At 51.3% G+C, this 22,318-nt stretch carries 14 protein-coding genes, 1 pseudogene and 1 riboswitch; all 15 genes and pseudogenes read left to right on the plus strand.

Going from position 1 to position 22,318, the window contains the following annotated elements; translation table 11 throughout:
- Positions 1-447: 447 nt before the first annotated feature.
- The 15 genes and pseudogenes from LQV63_RS26415 (at position 448) to LQV63_RS26485 (ending at position 21,951) form a co-directional block, all read left to right on the plus strand.
- A complete protein-coding gene (locus tag LQV63_RS26415) occupies positions 448-1,368 on the plus strand; it encodes a transglycosylase domain-containing protein (protein WP_233698920.1) in 921 nt (306 codons plus the stop codon).
- Between the two features lie 453 nt (positions 1,369-1,821).
- On the plus strand, positions 1,822-2,103 hold the full coding sequence (locus LQV63_RS26420) for a DUF1294 domain-containing protein (protein ID WP_233698921.1): 282 nt from the start codon (positions 1,822-1,824) through the stop codon (positions 2,101-2,103).
- 73 nt (positions 2,104-2,176) lie between these two features.
- A complete protein-coding gene (locus LQV63_RS26425; RefSeq protein ID WP_019419253.1) occupies positions 2,177-2,611 on the plus strand; it encodes a universal stress protein in 435 nt (144 codons plus the stop codon).
- 197 nt (positions 2,612-2,808) lie between these two features.
- Positions 2,809-2,909: riboswitch (purine riboswitch) on the plus strand.
- A gap of 204 nt (positions 2,910-3,113) precedes the next feature.
- Entirely contained in the window at positions 3,114-3,629 is a 516-nt protein-coding gene (purE, locus tag LQV63_RS26430; RefSeq protein WP_019419252.1) for a 5-(carboxyamino)imidazole ribonucleotide mutase, read from the plus strand.
- Positions 3,626-4,843 (plus strand): 5-(carboxyamino)imidazole ribonucleotide synthase, encoded by a 1,218-nt coding sequence (gene purK, locus LQV63_RS26435; RefSeq protein WP_233698922.1) that lies wholly within the window; start codon positions 3,626-3,628, stop codon positions 4,841-4,843. The genes purE and purK overlap by 4 nt, the downstream gene beginning before the upstream one ends.
- Positions 4,836-6,134 carry an adenylosuccinate lyase gene (purB, locus tag LQV63_RS26440; RefSeq protein ID WP_019419250.1) on the plus strand — a complete coding sequence of 433 codons (1,299 nt, stop codon included), beginning with the start codon at positions 4,836-4,838 and terminating at the stop codon, positions 6,132-6,134. The genes purK and purB overlap by 8 nt, the downstream gene beginning before the upstream one ends.
- Before the next feature lie 164 nt (positions 6,135-6,298).
- Positions 6,299-7,180: a phosphoribosylaminoimidazolesuccinocarboxamide synthase gene (locus LQV63_RS26445; RefSeq protein ID WP_233698923.1), complete on the plus strand. Its 882-nt coding sequence runs from the start codon at positions 6,299-6,301 to the stop codon at positions 7,178-7,180.
- A gap of 260 nt (positions 7,181-7,440) precedes the next feature.
- On the plus strand, positions 7,441-8,616 hold the full coding sequence (locus LQV63_RS26450) for an amidohydrolase (protein WP_233698924.1): 1,176 nt from the start codon (positions 7,441-7,443) through the stop codon (positions 8,614-8,616).
- A 10-nt stretch (positions 8,617-8,626) separates the two neighbouring features.
- Positions 8,627-9,654, plus strand: a pseudogene (locus LQV63_RS26455) (methionine ABC transporter ATP-binding protein).
- Positions 9,647-10,303 carry a methionine ABC transporter permease gene (locus LQV63_RS26460; RefSeq protein WP_233698925.1) on the plus strand — a complete coding sequence of 219 codons (657 nt, stop codon included), beginning with the start codon at positions 9,647-9,649 and terminating at the stop codon, positions 10,301-10,303. Before LQV63_RS26455 ends, LQV63_RS26460 begins: the two are co-directional and overlap by 8 nt.
- A gap of 59 nt (positions 10,304-10,362) precedes the next feature.
- The gene (locus LQV63_RS26465) at positions 10,363-11,193 is read left to right on the plus strand and encodes a MetQ/NlpA family ABC transporter substrate-binding protein (RefSeq protein ID WP_233698926.1); all 831 of its coding nucleotides are present in this window, start codon (positions 10,363-10,365) and stop codon (positions 11,191-11,193) included.
- A gap of 320 nt (positions 11,194-11,513) precedes the next feature.
- Positions 11,514-19,796: a type I pullulanase gene (pulA, locus tag LQV63_RS26470; RefSeq protein WP_233698927.1), complete on the plus strand. Its 8,283-nt coding sequence runs from the start codon at positions 11,514-11,516 to the stop codon at positions 19,794-19,796.
- Positions 19,797-20,001: 205 nt separating this feature from the next.
- Positions 20,002-20,376, plus strand: a complete 375-nt coding sequence (locus LQV63_RS26475; protein WP_019419244.1) for a GntR family transcriptional regulator — start codon at positions 20,002-20,004, stop codon at positions 20,374-20,376.
- Complete coding sequence (locus tag LQV63_RS26480; protein ID WP_233698928.1) at positions 20,369-21,262, plus strand: ABC transporter ATP-binding protein; 894 nt, start codon at positions 20,369-20,371, stop codon at positions 21,260-21,262. Before LQV63_RS26475 ends, LQV63_RS26480 begins: the two co-directional genes overlap by 8 nt.
- Positions 21,262-21,951, plus strand: coding sequence for a hypothetical protein (locus LQV63_RS26485; RefSeq protein WP_233698929.1), 690 nt, complete (start codon positions 21,262-21,264; stop codon positions 21,949-21,951). Before LQV63_RS26480 ends, LQV63_RS26485 begins: the two co-directional genes overlap by 1 nt.
- The last annotated feature ends 367 nt before the right edge of the window (positions 21,952-22,318 follow it).

Genomic DNA, 22,318 nt, shown 5'->3' on the forward strand with positions numbered 1-22,318 from the left:
GAGAGTAGGACGTTGCCAAGCAGACAAACCACTGACATTATGTTAGTGGTTTTTTATCTTGTCCACAACTTATCCCCATAATTTGTGGACTTGTGAGTAACTATGATTTATGACATCATCTTTTGGAAATAATCCACAAGTTGATAAGTCAGCAAACTAGATGCAGAAGTGCTTTATTATATTGTTTTAATTCACACTTTCCTCTATAAATGTTCATAACCCGTGGGTAAGTGCGACTATTGCTCCCTTTTTAAGTAATGTATGCACAAAGGGTGACGAATGAATTAGTTATAAGGTTATAAGCATCGTCATATCCACATGTTAATAAGTTGACGTTGGATACCAACGGCACTATCTTTCAGCATTGTAAGGCAAGCGAAAGTTAATTCGATGGGACGGACTCTTTCTTTTTCATACAATGGTAGTATAGAAAGGAGGTCGAGTCTGATGAGAAGCATTAAACGAGAATATACGATTAACGCATCGGTTCTGATTCCGTTACACACGAAGGTTGCACATGTGTGCTGCGAACTGAAACAGGACCCAGAACAGGCATGTGCCATCACAGAACTGCGACCTGACTCAATGGAAAGTACCGCCTGTCAACTACGCTCTATTCGGTGGAAGCGTTGGGTTATTTATAGCTTGTTAATTGCACTTATTGTTCCGGTATTAAGCTGGGCAGGGATGGCCGCTATCGCTCCGGCATGGATGGACCAAGAGAAGCTGGCTGCGTTCCGTCAGGAGATTGAACGGGATGCGGTGACGATACAAGGACAGCATCGGGTACATATCGAGGAGATGCCAGTCTATGTATCGAATGCGCTGTTGGCAATTGAAGATCATCGATATCGTCTTCATCCAGGCATCGACCCAATCGGATTGGCACGCTCAGTATGGATTAATGCGACGAAGCAGAAAAAGGCCCAGGGCGGGAGCACCATTACGATGCAGCTTGCACGGAACCTGTTTTTGACGCATGACAAGACATATTCCCGCAAGCTGAAGGAAATAGCAATCGCGGCGAACTTGGAATGGAACTACAGCAAGCAGGACATTCTAGAAATGTACTTCAACAAAGTGTATTTCGGCCACGGTCGTTACGGTATAGAAGATGCAGCACGTTACTATTTCGGCAAAACGACGGTTATGAACGGTGAGCTGCCGACGATTAATGTGGCGGAAGCGGCAATGCTGGTCGGGTTGCTGAAGGCCCCGGAACGTTATTCCCCGGCTAAAAATATGGACCTTGCCGTCAAGCGCCAGCGAGTCGTCCTAAAGCGAATGGCCGATCTGGGCATGATTACAGAAGCGGAGCGGCAACAGGCGTTGAATACGGAAATTAACGTAGTATCAAATAAGAAATAGCAAATGGCACACGATTCGGGCAATGACCTGGTTCGTGTGTTTTTCTTTTCTTATGAAGGATACATATCGTCTGATGATGCTTAGCTTCATTCTCCCCTTAACTCAGTAACGATTGAGATGAAAGTAGTAGGGCAGGTCATTTTGAATGTTTGAATGCTCGTATTCTGAACAAGGGGGAGAGTGGTGATAAGGAACTTAAGGCAGGACCATGGGCAACAAACCTGAACAAAGAACCTGAGTTACATAGACTCGCTCCCCATTAACTCAATGATAACTGAGAAGAGTATGAAGTGATGCAATTGAGCGCAGCTATACGGATGTCCTGAATAAGAGGGAGAGTGTTACTAAGGAACTAGCGCAAGGTATTGGAGCACGGAACCTAAGCGAGTCATTATTTATGGATGTGGGTGCATCGTAGTATAATGAAGACAGGAGAGGGGGAATGTCTGCCGGATGAAGGAATGGACGTTTGTCGTATTTATTTATTTGCTAATCGTCAATATAGTTGGCTATCAGTTGATGGTAATCGATAAGAAACGCGCGGTAAAGCAGCGTTACCGCATCCCTGAGCGCAAGCTGTTCTTGACGGCATGGCTCGGTGGAGCACTGGGTGTGCTCACGGCGATGTACAACAAACGCCATAAGACGCAGCACGCTACGTTTACTGCCGGCATCCCGTTTATTTTACTCGTTAACATTTTTATGTTTGGTTTCATATTGATTCGTTTTGGTTAAAAATAGGTCAAGAGTAATATGTTGTGGTATGCTGGTTATATAGCGGTGAAAAATAGAGAGAGTGGTGATAGGTATGGTATTCCAACGCATCTTAGTAGCTTATGACAGCTCAGAACCTTCCCGCAAGGCGTTAGACCACGCCATTAGCATTGCAGAAAATAACGGAACGACGCAATTGCGCGTGGTGCATGTGTTTCAATTCCCGCAATATTTCGTAGGTACGGCGTATGCGACGGCCTCGGCCGAGACGAATGAAGAGCTGTACGAATATGCGGAACGCATTCAGCAGGAAGCGGAGCAAAAGGTATCGCTGCTTGGCGACCGTGCGGCAGTCACGTTGCTGCAGGGTCCTGCTGGACCATCGATTGTTGCTGAAGCGGAAGAGCATAAGTGCGACCTGATCATCATCGGCAGTCGCGGCTTGAGCGGGTTGAAGGAATTTGTGCTGGGCAGCGTCAGCCACCATGTGGTGCAGCATGCGAAAGTACCAGTTCTCGTCATGAAATAATGCATCTCTCTACAGACCGGCAATGGGCGTAAATCGCATCGTTGCCGGTTTTTTGGCGTCTTGATTAGCACGCAGTACTCAAAACCGAACATTGAAAATGTAAATGACAATATCATTCGCTTTTAATGGTTGACATCCTCAGTGACGCCTTGTTAAACTTAAGTTGCACTCATAATTGGCGAATGTTGATTCGCCTTGATAATCGAATAATTGATTCTCGTATAATTCTGGGAATATGGCCGGAAGTTTCTACCCAAAGACCGTAAATTTTTGGACTACGAGAATGACGAACATACGGCGGTTATTTAAGTTGGCGTCTTCTGTCTTCATCGAAGAGCAGGAGGTGCGGACATGCTCGTTATAGATGGTCTGCCGGCCGTTGTTTGCTCATTTCTCATATTGACCAACCGATAAACGTTCAGGGGAGACATCTGCTTCCACTGAATTTTTTTATTTATTTGGATAGGGAAAGCATGGAACTTGTCGAAAGCGGGTGGATTACATGGAGAACGTGACGAACAAGGAACAAGAACGCCTGCCGTTAGTGGGCGTCATTATGGGCAGCACTTCCGATTGGGAGACGATGAAGCTGGCGTGTCAAGTGCTTGCGGAGCTGGGCATTCCGTTCGAGAGCCGCGTCGTCTCGGCGCATCGGACGCCGGATGAGATGTTCCGCTATGCGGAGACGGCGGTCGAGCGCGGATTGCGCGTCATTATCGCGGGAGCTGGCGGCGCGGCGCATCTGCCCGGCATGGTGGCGGCGAAGACGGTACTGCCGGTCATCGGCGTACCGGTGAAGTCGTCCCATTTAAGCGGGATGGACTCGTTGCTGTCCATCGTGCAGATGCCAGCCGGCGTGCCGGTAGCGACCGTAGCGATTGGACCGGCGGGAGCGACGAACGCTGGGCTGTTGGCCGTGCAGATGCTTGGCATGCACGATGGGGCTGTGCGCGCCCGCTTGGAGGCGCGCCGGGAAGCGGTGCGGCAGCAGGTGCAGGCCACGGGGGACCTCGAATGAGGGCGCCTGTGGACAGCTGCACGCTGCCAGAAGAGCGAAGCTCGCGCGCCGATGCGCCGGTGCTTGCACCCGGCGCGACCGTCGGCGTGCTCGGCGGCGGCCAACTGGGCCGCATGCTGGCGCTAGACGGCGTGCGCATGGGCTACCGCTTCGTCGCGCTTGAGCCGGCGCTGGATGCGCCTTGCCGGGACGTGGCCGCGATCATCGCGGCCGACTACGGCGATGAAGAAGCGGCGCATCGCCTGGCGGCACGTTCCGACGTCATCACGTATGAGTTCGAGAACGTGTCCGCCGAAGCGGTCGAGCGGCTGGAGCGCGCAGCGTACGTGCCGCAAGGAAGCCGCCTGCTGCGCCTGACGCAGCATCGCCTGCGCGAGAAGGAAGCGCTCAGCGCCGCCGGCGTGCCGGTCGCGCCATACGCGGCCGTAGCGTCTGCCGCCGAAGTGCGTCAGCACTTGGCGGCCTTCGGGGGCACCGGCGTGCTGAAGACCGCCACCGGCGGCTACGACGGCAAAGGCCAACGCATTCTCCGCCATGAGGATGAGGCCGAGGCTGCGTACAACGCCCTCGCTGCGCTAACGCCCGAGCTCATACTGGAAGCGTTCGTTCCGTTCGTTCATGAACTATCCGTCATAGCTGCTCGCAGTCCGCGAGGTGAAATTGCCACCTTCCCGGTGGCCGAAAATGTCCACCGCCATCACATCTTGCATCTATCGATCGTACCAGCGCGCATTCCTGAAGCCGTGCAGGCGGAGGCGGAACGATTGGCCCGGCGCATCGCCGAAGCGCTTGATGTCGTAGGCCTTATCGCCGTCGAAATGTTCCATACGGCAGATGGCAGCCTTATCGTTAATGAGTTGGCTCCGCGCCCGCATAACTCGGGGCATTATACGATGGATGCGTGCCGAACATCCCAATTCGAGCAGCACCTGCGAGCGATATGCAACCTGCCGCTTGGGGATACTACGCTGCAATCGCCGGTCGTCATGGCGAATCTGCTCGGCGATCATGCTGCGGACATGGTACAATGGTTCCGTGCCGATGATCCGGCCGCGAAGCGCTGCGGTGTTACGCCGAAGCTGCATTGGTACGGGAAGTCGGAAGCGAAGCTGAAGCGTAAAATGGGGCATATTAACATTTTGGCGCCTACCATCGACGCTGCGCTTGAATGGATGAAAGAAACGAACATGTGGAGGAACGTAAACGATGATTGAACGGTACTCACGCCCGGAGATGCGGGCCATTTGGACGGAAGAGAACAAATTTAAAGCCTGGCTTGAAGTCGAACTATGCGCTTGCGAAGCATGGGCAGAGCTCGGTGTCATTCCGAAGGAAGATACAGTGGAGCTGCGTGCGAAGGCAAGCTTCGACATCGATCGGATTATTGAAATTGAGGCGGAAACCCGCCATGATGTCATCGCCTTCACGCGTGCGGTCTCGGAGACACTCGGACCGGAACGGAAATGGGTGCATTATGGCTTAACGTCTACCGACGTGGTAGATACCGCTTTGGGATACTTGATGAAGCAGGCGAATGAGATTATTGAGCAGGACCTGATCCGTTTCATTGAAATTCTGAAGAACAAAGCGCTTGAATACAAAGATACGCCAATGATGGGACGCACCCATGGCGTGCATGCGGAGCCGACGACGTTCGGTCTTAAGATGGCGCTCTGGTATGCGGAAATGCAGCGCAACCTGGAACGGTTCCGCCAGGCGGCGGACGGCGTCCAGTACGGCAAAATTTCCGGGGCGGTCGGCACTTATGCGAACATCGACCCGTCAGTAGAGAAATTCGTCTGTGAGAAGCTCGGCACGAAGCCGGCGCCAATCTCCACGCAGACACTGCAGCGCGACCGCCATGCCGAGTATATGGCGACGCTGGCGCTGATCGCGACTTCGCTCGATAAGTTCGCGACTGAAGTTCGCGCTCTGCAGAAGAGTGAGTTCCGCGAAGTGGAGGAAGCGTTCGCGAAAGGACAGAAGGGTTCTTCTGCGATGCCGCATAAACGCAATCCAATCGGCAGCGAGAACATTTCCGGCTTGTCCCGCGTGATGCGCGGTTATATGCTCTCCGCATACGAAAACGTGCCGTTGTGGCATGAGCGCGATATTTCACACAGCTCGGTTGAGCGTATCATCTTGCCGGATGCGACGATGCTGATGAACTATATGCTGAACCGTTTCATGAACATCGTGAAAAATTTGACGGTGTTCCCAGAGAACATGAAACGCAACATGCAGCGTACATTCGGCGTGCCATTCTCTGGCCGCGTTATGACGAAGCTTATCGATCATGGCTGGAGCCGCGAGCAAGCGTACGACACGGTACAGCCGCGTGCGATGCAGGCATGGGAAGAGCAGCGCAGCTTCCGCGATATTATTGAGAGCACGCCGGAGATTACGTCCGCGCTGAGCGCGGAAGAGATTGCCGATGCTTTTAACCCAACGTGGCATCTGAAGCACGTGGATACGATTTTCAAGCAAGTGGGATTGATTGAATAGAATGTGAACCAGACTGGAGTTGCCGCCTATGTGCGGCAATTTCTCCATAGAGCGCGTCATGCGCTCTGGTTCGCTATGTCGGCCAGTCATTTGGCCGCTAGCCGTGCAATAGCTGAAGCGTAATTCCGCTTTGATTCGCATCATGCTTGGGGGAGGCTGTTAACGTGTCAACCGTAGCGATATCATCTGCAGTAGATTTGGTGAAAGCTCCGCTTGTGTATAAGGGGAAGGTACGCGAGCTGTATGACTTGGGGGAACATTTTCTCATCGTGGTGACGGACCGTATTTCGGCGTTCGATTATGTGCTGGACCCGGCCGTTCCTGAAAAAGGAAGCGTGCTGAACCGCTTGAGCGCGTTCTGGTTCGAGGAGACGAAGCCGCTCATCGGCAATCACGTCGTGCATTCCGATGTGGACCGGCTTGGTGACGTTGTCACGGACAAAGAGCTGCTGCGCGACCGCATTATGGTGACGAAGAAGGCGGAGCGCATCGATATTGAGTGCGTCGTGCGCGGCTATATTACCGGCGGCGCCTGGCGCCAATATAAGCAGACGCAGGCCGTGAACGGTATCGATCTGCCTGCCGGGCTGCGGAAGAACGAGCGCTTTCCTGCGCCGCTGTTCACGCCTGCGGCGAAGAACGACGTCGGCCATGACGAAGATATTTCATTCGCGCGCATGCAGGAACTGGTCGGGACGGAGCTGGCGGACAAGCTGCGCGACAAAAGCGTCATGCTATACGAGCATGCCCGCAGCTGCTGCGAGGAGCGGGGCATCATTCTGGCGGATTGCAAATTCGAGTTCGGCCTCGTTGACGGAGAGCTCATCTTAATCGACGAAATTTTCACGCCGGATTGCTCCCGTTTTTGGGCGAAGGAAAATTATGCGCTCGACATTGAAATCGATAGCATGGATAAGGAGCCTGTGCGCACCTATTTGGCGAATTCGGACTGGGATCAGAACAGGAAGCCTGATTCGCTGCCGCAGCACGTCGTTGAGGAGACGACGCGCCGGTATGTGGACATTTGGACAAGATTGACGACATAGGGTATTGGGTAAGCTGACTGCATGGTTCGTGCTTAGTGAGTGCCCATAGGGGACCGATTGAACAGCCACTGTCATATGTGGAGTGTGAATCGTTTATGAGTGATAGTTGGGAAAGGAAGCATCGCCACGGTATGAACCGAGCGGTGCTTTTTTGTGTTAACAAATACAAATTGACTATTTGCGTAACTAGTGATAAATTAAATCATACTAAGTCTATAGGGATTTATTAATTTAATTATTTGCTAAGGATAGTGATAGAGATGAGAGCTCAACTGATTAACGAGTTAGCAGAGCAATATGATCAGATCGTTTCTTGGCGCAGACATTTGCATCAGCATCCTGAGCTTTCATTTCAAGAAACGAATACGGCAAAGTTTATTGCCGAGCAGCTCACAAGTTTCGGAATAGAAGTGAAAGTGGGCGTAGGAGGCGGAGGCGTTATTGGATATTTGCGCGGTAAGCAAGCTGGACCGACGATTGCATTCCGTGCCGATTTCGATGCGCTTCCGATTCACGAGGAGAACGATGTTCCTTATAAATCGACCGTCGATGGAGTTATGCACGCTTGCGGACACGATGGGCATACGTCCACGCTGCTTGGTGTGGCCAAAGTTCTGAGCGGCTATCGCGAGCAACTTCAAGGAACACTCGTATTTATTTTTCAGCATGCCGAAGAGAAGCCGCCTGGCGGCGCTAAATTGATGATCGAAGACGGCGCTCTAGACGGAGTGGACTATATATACGGTGCTCACTTGTCTAGCGAGATCCCGCTCGGACAGATTGGATTGCGGGAAGGGGCCTTCATGGCAGCGGCCGATGCGTTTGCCATTACGATTCAGGGGAAGGGCGGTCACGGCGCCAAGCCGCATCAGACCGTGGACGCGCTTGTGATCGGCAGTCAGCTCGTGCAAGCCTTGCAGCACATTGTGGCCCGCCGCGTGAATCCACTTCACTCTGCCGTCGTGACAGTCGGTGTATTTCAAGCCGGTACTGCTTTTAATGTCATTGCCGATAAAGCGCGAATGGAGGGAACGGTACGCACATTCGATCAGGCCGTGCGCGAGCAAATCGAAACCGATATCCGCTCGGTAACGAAAGGCATCAGTGAAGCAAACGGCGCAGGCCACGACGTTGCGTATACGTATGGTTATCCCGCGCTCGTCAATCCGCACACGGAGACAGAACAGCTCCGCGGTCTCATTGCAGACTTGTTGGGCAACGATGTTTTCTATGATCAACAACCATCGATGGGGGCTGAGGATTTCGCTTACTATCTGCAACACAAGCCGGGGGCGTTTTTTAACGTAGGTTCCAGAAATGAGAGTCAGGATACGGCTTATCCGCATCATCACCCGCGTTTTGATATCGATGAGCAGGCCTTGCTCGTCGCAGGCAACATATTTTTAGCGCTGGCAGCTCATTATTTACTTAAATGAGGTAGGTACAATGATTGAATTACAAAATGTGCACAAAGTGTACGCAGGCAAAGAAAAAAGTGTAGCAGCACTGACAGGGATCAATCTTAAAGTTGAACAAGGGGACATTTTCGGTGTCATTGGATTTAGCGGAGCGGGCAAGAGCACGCTTATTCGCACGATTAACTTTTTGGAAAGACCCTCTTCCGGGCATGTAATCGTTGATAATAAAGAGTTGGGCAGCTTAACAAGCAAGCAGTTGCGTGAAGCAAGAAAACGAATTGGCATGATATTTCAAAATTTTAATCTGTTAGATTCAAAGACTGTTTTCAAAAATGTTGCCATTCCTCTTATATTAAACGGTACGGACAAAAATCAAATTGCGCAGAGGGTACATGAGTTGCTAACATTTGTTGGACTGGAAGATAAGGCTGACAGTTACCCAAGCGAGCTCTCAGGGGGGCAAAAACAGCGTGTGGGCATTGCTCGCGCCTTAGCGACCAACCCGTCGGTTCTCTTATGTGACGAAGCTACATCAGCACTCGATCCGCAGACAACGGCATCCATCCTGCAATTGCTGGAACGAATTAATCGGCAATATAACATTACCATTTTAATCATTACTCATGAAATGCATGTCATTAAAAACATTTGCAATCGTGTGGCTGTGATGGAAAATGGAGAAATTATTGAACAAGGAAATGTGTTGGATGTGTTTGGCAACCCGCAGGCAATGACAACGAAAAATTTTGTCAGCACCGTTATTCATGATGAGGTGCCGCCAATTATTTGGACAGTATCCGCAACGCACAGGGGAATAGCCGCTTTTTCAAACTCAAATTTGTTGGGAATAGCGCTCAAAAGTCATTATTATTCGATATTGCCAAAAAATTTGATGTGCAAGTCGATATATTATTTGCTACCGCCACAGAGATGCAAGGCACGACGCTCAACAACTTCATTATTGAACTGCGCGGAGCAGAGTCACAGGTTGAACAAGCCTATCATTTTATGACGAAGCAGCATATTACGGTAGAAGAAGTGATGAAACATGAATAATGCGATAACAAGTGATCAAGTCATTCAGGCCATACAAGAGACGTTGCAAATGGTAAGTATTTCGTTGCTTGTCGGTGCGCTTATCGGGATTCCGCTAGGGCTGCTGCTAGTTCTTACGCGCAAAGGCGGAATTTTAAAAAATAGCGCCATTTTTTCCGTTTTAAACAACATAATCAATATTGTACGCTCGTTGCCATTTATTATATTGCTGGTAGCGATTGTGCCTTTCACGAAATTTATTGTCGGATCATCGATTGGAACTAATGCCGCGATTGTGCCTTTAATCGTATATATTGCCCCTTATATAGCCAGACTTGTTGAAAATTCAGTGTTGGAAGTGGATCAAGGCATCGTCGAAGCGGCAGAAGCGATGGGAGCGACACCGCTGCAGATCATTTGGCATTTTATTTTGCCTGAAGCTTTGAGCTCCTTAATCTTATCACTAACGACTGCGACCATCGGCTTAATCGGCGCTACCGCTATGGCGGGCACGGTCGGTGGCGGCGGAATTGGCGATCTTGCCATCAGTTATGGCTATGAACGGTTTAACACGGTGGTCATTGTGATTACGGTCATTATTCTCATTATTTTGGTGCAGGGCATTCAAACATTGGGCAATGTGTTGGCTCGTAAAATAAGAAGGCAATAATTTCGTGCAAAACACTAGAATGAAATAGATAAGTGGAGTCAAATGGGGAGAGATAAAAGATGAAAAAAAGAGGTAAGCTGCTGTTGATGGGTTTACTTGCGGTCAGCGTGTTCACGCTTGCGGCTTGCGGGAATTCCAACGAACAAGCGAGTGATAAGAAAACGTTGCGGGTCGCTGTCTCGGCTGGTCCTTACAATGAATTATTCGATACCGCAGTCAAACCTATTCTCGAGAAACAAGGCTATACGATTAAAGGGGTAAATTTCTCGAATATGTTGCAAGCGGAAGTTGCCATAACCGAAAATGCGATCGATTTTAATGTGTCTCAGCATACTGCCTACGTGAATGCGTTCAACAAGGAAAAAGACGCGCAGCTCGTTCCGATTGTCCATATTCCAACTGTGCCGGCAGGCATTTTCTCTAACAAGTTCACATCGATACAAGACGTTAAATCGGGAGCTAAGGTTGCGATTCCGCAGGATCCTTCTAATGCGGCGCGCGCCTTTGCATTGTTGCAGAAGGCAGGTTGGATCAAATTGAAAGAAGGCATCGATCCGACGCTTGCGACGAAAAACGATATTATCGAAAATAAACAAAATCTCGATATTACGATGATGGACTCTTCGCAGATCCCGCGGGCGATGGATGATATTGATTTTGCCGTCTTGCCTGGAAGTATCGTGTATGCTGCGAGCATTGATGCCTCCAAATCCTTGCTGGCTGAAGATGTCGTTGCCGATCTGGAGCTGAACGTAGTCGTTAATAAAGGAAACGAAACGAGTCAATGGGCGAAAGATATTGTGGCTGCCTATAAATCCGATGAATTCAAAAAATATATGAGCGAGCATAATAAAGATAACTATTGGGTCATCCCTGATGAATTAAAGTAAACAAGCTGATATCGCAACCTTGTTCCAATGTTCGATTGGAATAAGGTTGTTTTTTTGAGACTGCCCAACAAGCCGAAGTCCATACTGCCGCGTGCGAGAGCAGATGAAGCAGTGAGATAGATGGAGAGGAAGATAGCGTTCAGGGTAACCAAATTGCTGTTGACAGAGAACAGGGGAGCATTTATGATTACGATGCAAGCGTTTTCAGTTAATCATCTAAGGGGTTTATCCCATAACGGAAAGAAATCAACTGATTTTAGTTCCGTTTTTTTCTCTATTTAATGCAAACGTTTGCACAAATTGAGGAGAGGGGTTAAGGCATGAGGAGGACATGGAAAGCTGCAATTTCCCGTATGCTTGCCGGTGTAATGCTGCTGAGCATGCTGCAGGGGACGTTTGGAGGCGAAGTTTATGCTCTATCGCTACTGCTTGATCAACGTGAACAACCATTTCAGGATCGGCAAAACCAGGATGAAACTCTAGATAAAGATCAATTTCAAGCTCTAAGGCAGGCTGAAACCAGCCAAACAGCGGAAGCCGCGCTCAAGACCATTGATTGGAGCATGGTGAAGTCGCTCGGGACTTCGCCGACGGCCGGATGGCAGGGATTCAAGCTGGATCAGGTGAAGCTGACGAATGACGGCAGCTATCTGTATTTCAGGGTCGATGCGGCCAAGGCCGAGCCATGGCAATACATAGACATTGCTTTGCAAGTAAACGGTACCGATTCCGGCATCTCAGACAATCCGTTGAATCGGCAGTTTAATTATGTTGGAACGTCGGCGAAGCCAAAGTATCACATTGTGATGGAAGCCAAGCCTGGGGGTGAAACGGCCTTATATGAAAGCGGTTCCCAGGCGCCGTTGCTGAGCACAGGCGATCTGAAGGGGGCCTACTTTGAGGTTGCAGCCAACTCAAGCTCAAGCTTATTGATGGGGGCTATACCGCTGCAGCAGCTCCCCCTGAAGAATGGAGACGAGTTGCGAGCCATCGTCGTATTAAGCGGGGATAGGGCCGATGAGCATGGCGCGTTTGATGTCATTCCCGAAATGCCAGATAACGCTATCGCGGACGATTGGAACATGAAGGAGAACCCAAGCCGTCAATCGAGCTATAGCCAAGCTTACACCGTCTCCTATTCTCCGTTAATTGACGGGGAGAAGGATGCATTGTGGGACGAGGTGCCTGACTTGGGCATTTCTGTTACCGATAGCACATACGGTGAACCAAGCAAACTGGGCGGAGTGAAGCTGACAAATGACGGTAAGAAGCTGTATGTCTGGGTAGATGCTGAAGTACCGAACTGGGGCGAAAAGGGGCAATTTATCGATATTGCTTTAAATGTGAATGAGGCAGATTCTGGTGTGTCCGACAATCCGTGGGGGTCCCCGTATAACTTTAGCGGCACGGCTCAGAAGCCGCAGTACCATATCATGATGCGTGTGCAGCATGATAACGGAATTAACGGAGCGGCGCTGTATGATTCTATGGATATGAAGACGCCTATCCTGTCCAGCTGGACGGAACAGAAAGGTGCGGAATTCGCCGCTAATGGCAAATCCGGCTTCGAGGCAGCGATACCGCTTCATCATTTGAAGCTGAAGAACGGCGATCGTCTGCGTCCGCTCGTCGTGTTGAGCGGCAACCAAGATGCCGAGCATGGGGCGTTCAATGTTATTCCCGAAGCTACCGGCAATGCGCGCGCAGCTAGCTGGAATGAAGCGGCGGCCCCTAACGTGCAGAGCGAATATGGAGGCGCGTATGTTGTGGCGCGCATGAGCGATAGGCTGGAGCTCATCGGTACAGAGCCGGCCGAACATCAGATGCAGGCTGACGTGGATCAGCCCATCGTCATGACCTATTCCGAGCCGATTGAGGTTACCGGAGCAGGGATAACGTTGATGGATGATAAGGCGACGGCAATCGAAGCTGCCGTCACGAGCAGCGATCAGCAGTTGATGATTGTTCCGAATCTACCGTTGGCTTACGAAGCGGAGTACACGGTAACGGTTCCCGCTGACGTGCTGACGGGGCTCGAGACCAAAACGGCCAATCAGGCGTATTCGTTTGCGTTTAAGACGAAGTCGCAGCCATCGATGCGTGCGGCAATTGCCGATAAGGACAATGAGATACTTGTGACATTGAATGATGTCGTTCGCGATCTCGATTACACGGCATTTGCCGTATATAATGGCGCAGTGAAATTAAACGGCAGGTCTGAAAAGGGGGAAGATGATAAATCGGTTGTCATTCGTCTGACCGATCCGATTGACGATGTATCGAATCCATATGTCGTTCGATACGAAGGAAATCCGCGGGGGATTTATCGCGACCGTCCGCTTACGATGCGCGGTATTCTGGACAGCTATGTGTACACAGGGGACGATCTGGGCGTAACATTGAGCCCGGAGGCCGGCACGTTCAAAGTGTGGGCGCCGACAGTTGGCAAGGCAACGCTTGCCCTGTACGATAGCGCTGAGTTGGCGAAGGAAACGCCGAGCCGGGAACTGCCGATGGAGCGCGATGCGGATACGGGCGTATGGTCGGCTGCGGCCAGCGGCAACCTGAACGGAACGTATTACATGTATAAGCTGCAGTTCCCGGACGGGACGATGACGTATGCGCTTGATCCTTATGCGCGGTCTTCTTCCGTAAATAGCGGGAAGTCGGCGGTCGTCGATCTGGCAGCAACCAATCCGTCCAATTGGGCTGCGGATGTGAAGCCGCCGTTCCTGCAGCAGACGGATGCCGTCATCTATGAGCTGCATATGCGCGACTTCTCCATCAGCTCCGATTCAGGAGTGTCTGCCCTTAACCGCGGCAAGTTTACGGCCTTTACGGAGACCGGAACGACGCTCACAGGGAAGCCGGATATGAAGACGGGCATCGACCATTTGAAGGAGCTTGGGGTTACGCATGTGCATTTGTTGCCTACTTATGACTTCGGCTCCGTCAATGAGCAGAAGGTGGATGATCCGGCATCGGCTGAACGTAAATTCAACTGGGGTTATGACCCAGTGAATTATAACGTGCCGGAAGGATCCTATGCGACCGCTTCAGCACAGGAGGACCCGGCGAAGCGCATCCGTGAATTCAAGGCCATGGTGCAGGCGCTCCACGATCAAGGCATTCGTGTCGTTCTGGACGTCGTATACAACCACACGTTCGTAACCGGTATGGAATCGGACTTGTCCGTGTTCGACAAGATCGTGCCAGGATATTATTACCGGGCTGATGCTCAAGGAGCGTTGACGAATGGATCAGGCGTCGGCAACGAAGTGGCGACCGACCGGCCGATGGTCAGCAAGTATGTGCGGGATTCCGTCAAGTATTGGGCGGAGCAGTACAATGTGGACGGCTTCCGCTTTGACTTGATGAAGCTTGTCGATCTCAATACGACACGCGGCATTATCAGTGATTTGAAGAAGATCGATCCGAGCATCATCGTGTACGGCGAGCCTTGGTCTGGCGGCAATACGCCGCTTGCATCCGAGCTGCAGATTGAGAAAGGCAAACAGCGCGGCGAAGGCTTTGCGGTGTTTAACGATAATTTCAGAGGGGCGATCAAGGGCGGCAGCGACGACGCATCTAAAGGGTTCGCTACAGGCGCGGGCGGTCAGGAAGCCGGCATTGTGAAGGGTATATTAGGAGCGACGACAGACTTCACTGCGGCACCGACGGAGACGATTAACTACGTCACGGCGCATGACAATTTGAATCTGTGGGATAAGGTGCTGAAGACGCAAGGCAAGGATGCGGACATCAAGACGAATCCTTTCGCTACTCTCACGGAGCGCAATGTGCTCGACAATGAGACCGTAAAGCGCTCATTGTTAGCCAACGGCATCGTGCTGACTGCGCAAGGGATTCCGTTCCTGCATGCGGGCGACGAGCTGCTGCGAAGCAAATTCGGCGATCATAACAGCTATCAGAGTCCGGATGCGATTAACCAGATTATCTGGAAGCAGAAGGATGAATATAAGCCGGTGTTTGATTACTTGAAGGGGCTGATCGAGCTTCGCACATCGCATCCGGCCTTCCGGATGACGACGAAGGAAGCGGTAGCCTCCAATCTTGAGGTGTACCGTCAAGACGGACAGATTGTCGCCTTTAAGCTGAAAAACTACGCGAATGGCGACAAGTGGCGTAATATTTCCGTTATTTACAATGGCGCCGCTGTAGAGCAAGATGTCGCGCTGCCGTCCAATGAGACATGGAACGTGGTCGTCGACCATACAGCTGCGGGCGTGCAGACGATTCGAACGGTACAAGGCGGCAAGGTGAAGGTTGCCGGATTGTCGATGATGGTGCTGTACGATCAAGCTGACGACTATACGCAGGTGCCCGCGAAGCTGGAGGCAGAATCGCAGGAGATCGGTCTGGAGCCAGGGGCTTCCAAGCAGTTGACGGCGATTGTTAAGGATCAGAACAATCGTCCGATGTTGACGGAGAAGGTGACGTGGACTACCTCCGATGCAGCAGTCGCCACAGTTAGCGGAGCGGGTAAAGTTACCGCGATGAAGGAAGGAACAGCCGTCCTGACAGCGGCCTCCGGACAGCTTCAAGCCCAAGTCAAGGTAACGGTTGCCAAGCTGGAGCCGACCACGCTGACTATTTACGGTACAGAGCAACTTTATATAGGGCGTACGGCGCCTTTTACGGCTGTAGTCAAGGATCAGTTCGGACAGACGATGTCTGGCGCGAGCGTGCGGTGGAGCTCCTCTGATCCGACAGTGGCACGGGTTGATCGCGCCGGGAAGGTATCCGGCGTTCAAGAAGGAACCGCCACGATTACGGCTCAAGCCGGCTCTGCTCAAGCCTCGCAGAAGGTTGCAGTCAAGCCGCTCTTGAAGCGTTACGTACAAATTAATTACGTTCGCCCAGACGCTAACTATGATAAGTGGGGATTATGGGTATGGCAGACAGGCGTACAGGACGACGGACATGAGTTCCAACGGTACGAGAACGGCATGGCAACGGCGATGATCGAAGTCGGGCCGGAGACGGAAAGCATCGGAATTATTATTAAGAAGGGCGATTGGGAGGAAAAGGACACCGATTCCGACCGATTTATACGCATGAATCTGAATGATACGCTGACCAAGGTGTACGTTTATAGCGGACAATCGGCGTTTAGAACGCTGCCTGCCGTGACGGGGCCAGTTCTCGACAACGGGAATATTACGTTCTATTACCGGGACGATGCGTTATTCGAGAGCGGAGAGCTGGACCGAATTTCCAAGGTTGAAATTGTCGTCAACGGCACCGCTTATCCGATGATGTATGATACCGACAATGAGCGCTATGTATACACGCTGAAGGATGCGGTTACTGGGGAGTATGAATACAAATTTGTTGTAACTAAGGACGGCAGCACGACGGAACTTACCGATCCGAAGAACACGGTGAACGGACGCTCCATCGTCAACTACAAAAAACCAGAGTTAGCAATTCAGGCGACCATCGAGGGCGGCCCTATTTATGCAGGCCTGCATCGTGTGCTGAGCATTCAATATGAATCCAAAGACATGGTCGGTATTCGCGAAATCATTGCAGACTTATCGACTCTGGGCGGCAGCGCGGCGACCAACGTGGATACGGAACTGCTTGCGCACTCCTTTACGGTTCGGGATGATATCGAACCGGGTATGAAGGAGATTCCGATTACGCTAATTGACGAGTACGGAAATCGGCATAAGTCATCCGCACAAGTGGAAGTTATCGCGAAGCCGGCATCCATGGGCAAGCTCGGATTTGATTGGGATGAAGCCCGGATTTATTTCGTGCTGACGGATCGGTTCTATGACGGTGACCCTAGCAACAATGGGACAGCCGAGCAAGGCTATGACAAGCACCATTTGGAAGCTTATCATGGCGGTGATTTCCGCGGTCTGATCGACAAGCTTGACTATATTGAACAGCTTGGCGTCAATACGCTTTGGATTACACCGATCGTCGAGAATATCGACTTCAACCAAGGGGCGAGCTTCAACGGTAAGCAATATGCTTACCACGGCTACTGGGGCAAGAACTTTGAGAAAATCGATAAGCATTTAGGGGACTTGGATACGTTCAAGGAGCTAATTGAGAAAGCGCATGATCGCGGCATCAAAATTATGGTGGATGTCGTGCTTAATCATACTGGCTATGGGCTAAAGCCGGATGATCGCAGTCCAGGCATTACGGCAGAGGATAAGCAGCGATTTGAGGGCATGCTGAGAAGCGACGGCGTCAGCGCCGATGCGAACCCGGTCCGCGGCGAGCTTGCAGGTCTGCCGGACTTCATGACGGAGCTTCCGCATGTCAGGGATACCATTATCGACTGGCAGGCAGGTTGGTTGGAGCGGGCGAGAACCGATCGCGGCGACACGATCGATTATTTCCGCGTCGACACGGTCAAGCATGTGGATGATACGACATGGAAGGCATTCCGCAACAAGCTGACCGAGCTCAATCCCGAATTCAAGCTGATCGGGGAATACTTCGGCGCTTCCGTGGATAACACGGGTTCATACTTGAGAACGGGTGAGATGGACTCTTTGCTGGACTTTGATTTCAAAGGCAAGGCCAGAGATTTCGTCAACGGCAAGCTCGATGCGACGGAGGCGGCGCTGCAGGATCGTGAAGCGCGCATGGATAACACCGCGATGCTCGGCCAGTTCCTGAGCAGCCATGACGAGGATGGCTTCCTGAGCAACTATGTTGGCGGCGACAAAGGCAAGCTGATGGTGGCCGCGGCGTTGCAGATTACGGCAAAAGGCCAGCCCGTCATCTACTATGGGGAAGAGCTGGGACGATCGGGCGCTAATGCCAAGGATATGTCACAGGGACAATTGAGCGAGAACCGGGGCGATATGCCGTGGGATAAGCTCGATGCGGAGAAGAAGCTGCACGCTCATTACAGCAAGCTGCTCCACATTCGCGCTGCTCATTCCAAGGCTTTCTCGAAGGGAGAGCGGACGAAGCTGGCGGGTGGAGACGCTGATGGTTATATGATCTTTGCAAAAAGCCATCAGAATGACACGGTCATCGTCGGCTTAAATCCAAATGCCGAGGCGAAGGAGATAGTGACGTTCCGTGTTCCTTATGCGCCTGGCACGAAGGTGGCGGACGAATATAGCGGCACCGACTATGTGGTTAGCGCCGAGCAGACGGTTACGGTAAATATTCCGGGCAAGGATGACGGCGGTACCATTGTGCTTGCTGCAGAGAAAAAAGATACTGACACGAAGCCTGATACAGAAACTGGAAACGGCAGTAATGGAGGTACAAGCTCTGGCGGCGGAACAGGCGGCGCTAACGGAACAGCCAGCACCGGTGGAATGGAAGCGGGTGATGCGGGATTTACAGTTACGGCAGATGGTGTTCGTTACGAGCCGGGAACATTCACCAAAGTGACGAACGCCGATGGCACGGTAACGGCCGAGGTTCGAATTAGCGACGTGTCGGTCCGCACCATGTTGAAGCTGTTAGGCAAAGCGCAGGACAAACATAAGTGGACAATCGCCATTCCTAACGAATCGGCAGACGTTCGAATCGTGTGGCCGATGAACGCGCTGAAGAAGGCCGTTCAAGAGCAGCCGAAGCTAGAAATCGCCGTGCAAACGGGGGCGGGCAGTTACCGTCTTCCGATGACACACGTAATGAAAAATGAAAGCGGCGACGCTGCGTTGAACTTGGCGTTGCAAATAAAGCAGCTAGCCGGTGAACAGCTGAAGCTGATTCAAGCAGCAGCATCCTATTTGATAGGTTCCAACGTGCCGACAGCAGTACAATTCCAATTAGGCTGGGAGGCAAACGGCAAGTTAGAAGTATTAGAGGTAGACGGCAGCTTCACGGCACGTTCGATCATCGTGCCTGGGCACCATGCTGCTTCTCGTATTGTGGCTGTGAAATATAATGAGGCAACGAAGACCTTCTCGTTTGTTCCATCGCGGGCAGAGCGTTCTGCAGATGGGAAGCATACCGTTCTTGCGATGAAGCATCACGGTGCTGGCATCTATGCAGCATTGACCTACGCGCCTACCTTCGCGGACTTAAACGGCCATTGGGCGAAGCATGACCTGGAGTTGTTGGCTTCTAAGCTCATCGTCAACGGCCAGGAGCACGGGCGATTCATGCCGAATGCATCTGTGACCCGAGCTGAGTTCGCAGCAATGCTTATACGAGCATTGGGATACGGTGACCGGCTAGGTCAACACCCAATCCAACAGGCGCCATTTAAAGATGTGTCAACTTCCGCTTGGTTTGCGGATACAATCGCATTGTCTGTGGAGTTAAAGCTTGTTCGAGGTTATGCGGATGGCACGTTTAAACCGAATGAGCCAATTACACGAGAGCAGATGGCGCAAATGATCGTGAATGCCGCTGCACTTACGGAAATGAAGCAGCTGGGTGCGGGCAATGATGCAGCAGCGGCTAGCTTCAAAGACAGCAAACAGGTTGGAGCATGGGCGAAGGAGGCTATCGATTCCGTGGCAGCTTCCGGTCTGATGAACGGATTCGAGGATAAGACGCTGCGCCCTGGCGCGAATGCAACCCGTGCGGAAGCCGGATCTCTGCTGAAGCGGTTGCTTTTGCAGCTGCATTACATCTCTGAATAGGGCTGCGCTAAGCATAACCATGCAATAATACTCGGTTTAAACAGATAAACTCCCGGGCTGCTTTTATAGCGGCTTCGGGAGTTTTTTTATATTGCCGCGAATGGGGACAAGTTATGGAAATTCGGGCGTTAGCAAGTATTGACATCCAATAAGTTAACAAGTATAGTTAATTACACGAGTAACTAACCAATCTGGTGGTGATATCATGGGATTCATTATCGATGACAGCCGTCCGATCTTCATGCAGATCGCCGAACGAATTGAAGACGATGTCATTGAGGGGAGGCTGCTTGAAGAGTCGCAGGTGCCTTCCAAGATTCAGATCGCGACTTTTTATCAAATAAATCCGGCGACTGCTGCGAAAGGGGTAAGTCTGTTGGTGGATCAAGGCATTCTGTACAAAAAGCGCGGAATCGGCATATTTGTAGCGACGGGCGCGCGCACGTTATTAATGGAGAAGCGGCGGGAGCAATTCTTTGAACAGTATGTCGTGTCGATGATACAGGAGGCGGAGAAGCTCGGCATTACGGCGGAGCATTTATCGGAAATGATTAAGAGAGGGGCGAAACGCGATGAGTAATATTTTGGAGGTGCAGCGGTTAACGAAGTCATACGGTGGTGCGACGGCAGTTAATGAAGTGAGCTTTGCGTTGGAGCCAGAGAAGATATATGGACTGCTCGGAAGGAACGGCGCCGGCAAGACGACCATTATGCATATGATTACGGCTCAATTATTCCCGACGAGAGGTGAAGTGAAGGTATTCGGGGAGAATCCGTATGAGAACGAACGCATTTTGAGCCGAATCTGCTTTATTAAGGAAAGCCAGAAGTATCCGGACACTTATCGTGTTGTGGATGTTCTGGAGGCGGCGGCAGCTTTTTATCCCAATTGGGACCGCGACTATGCGTACGCCTTGCTCGAAGATTTTCGGCTCCCGCCGAAGCGGAACATGAAGAAGCTGTCCAGAGGGATGCTCTCTGCCGTAGGAATCGTTGTAGGTCTGGCGAGCCGCGCGCCCTTAACGATATTTGACGAGCCTTATCTGGGACTCGACGCCGTATCCAGGAGCTTGTTCTACGACCGGTTAATCGAGGATTACGGGGAGCATCCGCGAACTGTCATTTTATCAACGCATCTTATCGACGAAGTCAGCCAACTGTTAGAGCACGTGCTGGTCATTGACGAAGGCAAGCTGATTATGAACGAAGATGCTGACGCTCTGCGCGGACGCGCATTTACGGTAGTCGGTACGTCTTCCAAAGTGGATGCTTATACCGCGGAAAAAGAAGTGATTAACCGCTCCATGTTCGGCGGATTGGCCTCGGCCACCATAGTTGGGGACATGACCGTGAATGACAAGAAACAGGCAGAAGCGCTTGGGCTGGAACTGGCTACCGTATCGCTGCAGCAGCTTATCGTCTATCTGACGCGTGGCAATCTCGAACGAAAGGCGGTCGAAGTCTAATGAACCGTACAGCCGGCATCATAAAAATGCATTACAGAGATAAATGGACATGGTTCATCATCCCTTGGTCGATTATGATGTTTAGCTTTGTCGTAAACCTTATAATCGGTGTCTTTCTACGCGGTGAAGAAGTTCATTATACGGGTGGTATATCCTCCATCTTTATTTATCTATTCATTGCAGGCATGTTTACCTTGTCACAGACATTTCCCTTCGCCATCAGCCTGAGTGCGCGAAGGAAGGACTACTTCTTAGGGACAGCAGCCATGGTTGCAATGGTAAGCGCCGTTACGGCAGCTGCGTTGCTTCTGCTTGGTATCATCGAGACACAGCTAACGGGAGGCTGGGGCGTAAGGGTTCAATTTTTCCATCTGCCGTATGTGAATGACGGAAATATGCTCCAACAGCTATGGATTTATTTCAGTGTAATGCTGCACTTGTTTTTTTTCGGATTTGTAATGGCAAGTGTGCATCGGCGGTTCCGGATGACTGGCTTAATTCTGTTATTGGCCATCATGCTTGTCGTTCCTGCTGTAGCCGTCACAGTGCTGACATATTATCGCTGGTGGGACGATATGTTCGGTTGGCTCTCCGGCTATACCGCGTTCCAGCATACTTTATGGATGCTGCCGCTGACCATCGTCTATGCGCTGTTATCGTACCTGTTTCTTCGCAAATCAACCGTATGAAATTGAAAATGATTGCTGCCATGTCGTCAGGGACACACCTTGGCGGCTTTGTTGTGACGAGGAAGAACATGTGATAAATACAGCTGATCATCGTGTAAAGAAGCGGCGTCCTTAGCTACATTCTACAATTCGTTCAGAGAGAGTACGTTGCATAGAAGTATCCTTTGCTCGACTCACCTTTGTGCTCAGAGGAAGTACGATGCATGGAAGCGCTCTTTGGCCCATTCTCCCATGCGCATAGAGAGCATGTTGCATAGAAGTACCCTTAGCTCCACTCTCCCATGAACTCAGAGAGAGTACGTTGTATGGAAGCCCTTAGCTCCACTCTCCCATGAACTCAGAGAGAGTACGTTGCATGGAAGCGCCC

This window comes from Paenibacillus profundus, from assembly GCF_021369635.1.
Classification (GTDB): Bacteria; Bacillota; Bacilli; order Paenibacillales; family Paenibacillaceae; genus Paenibacillus_B; species Paenibacillus_B profundus.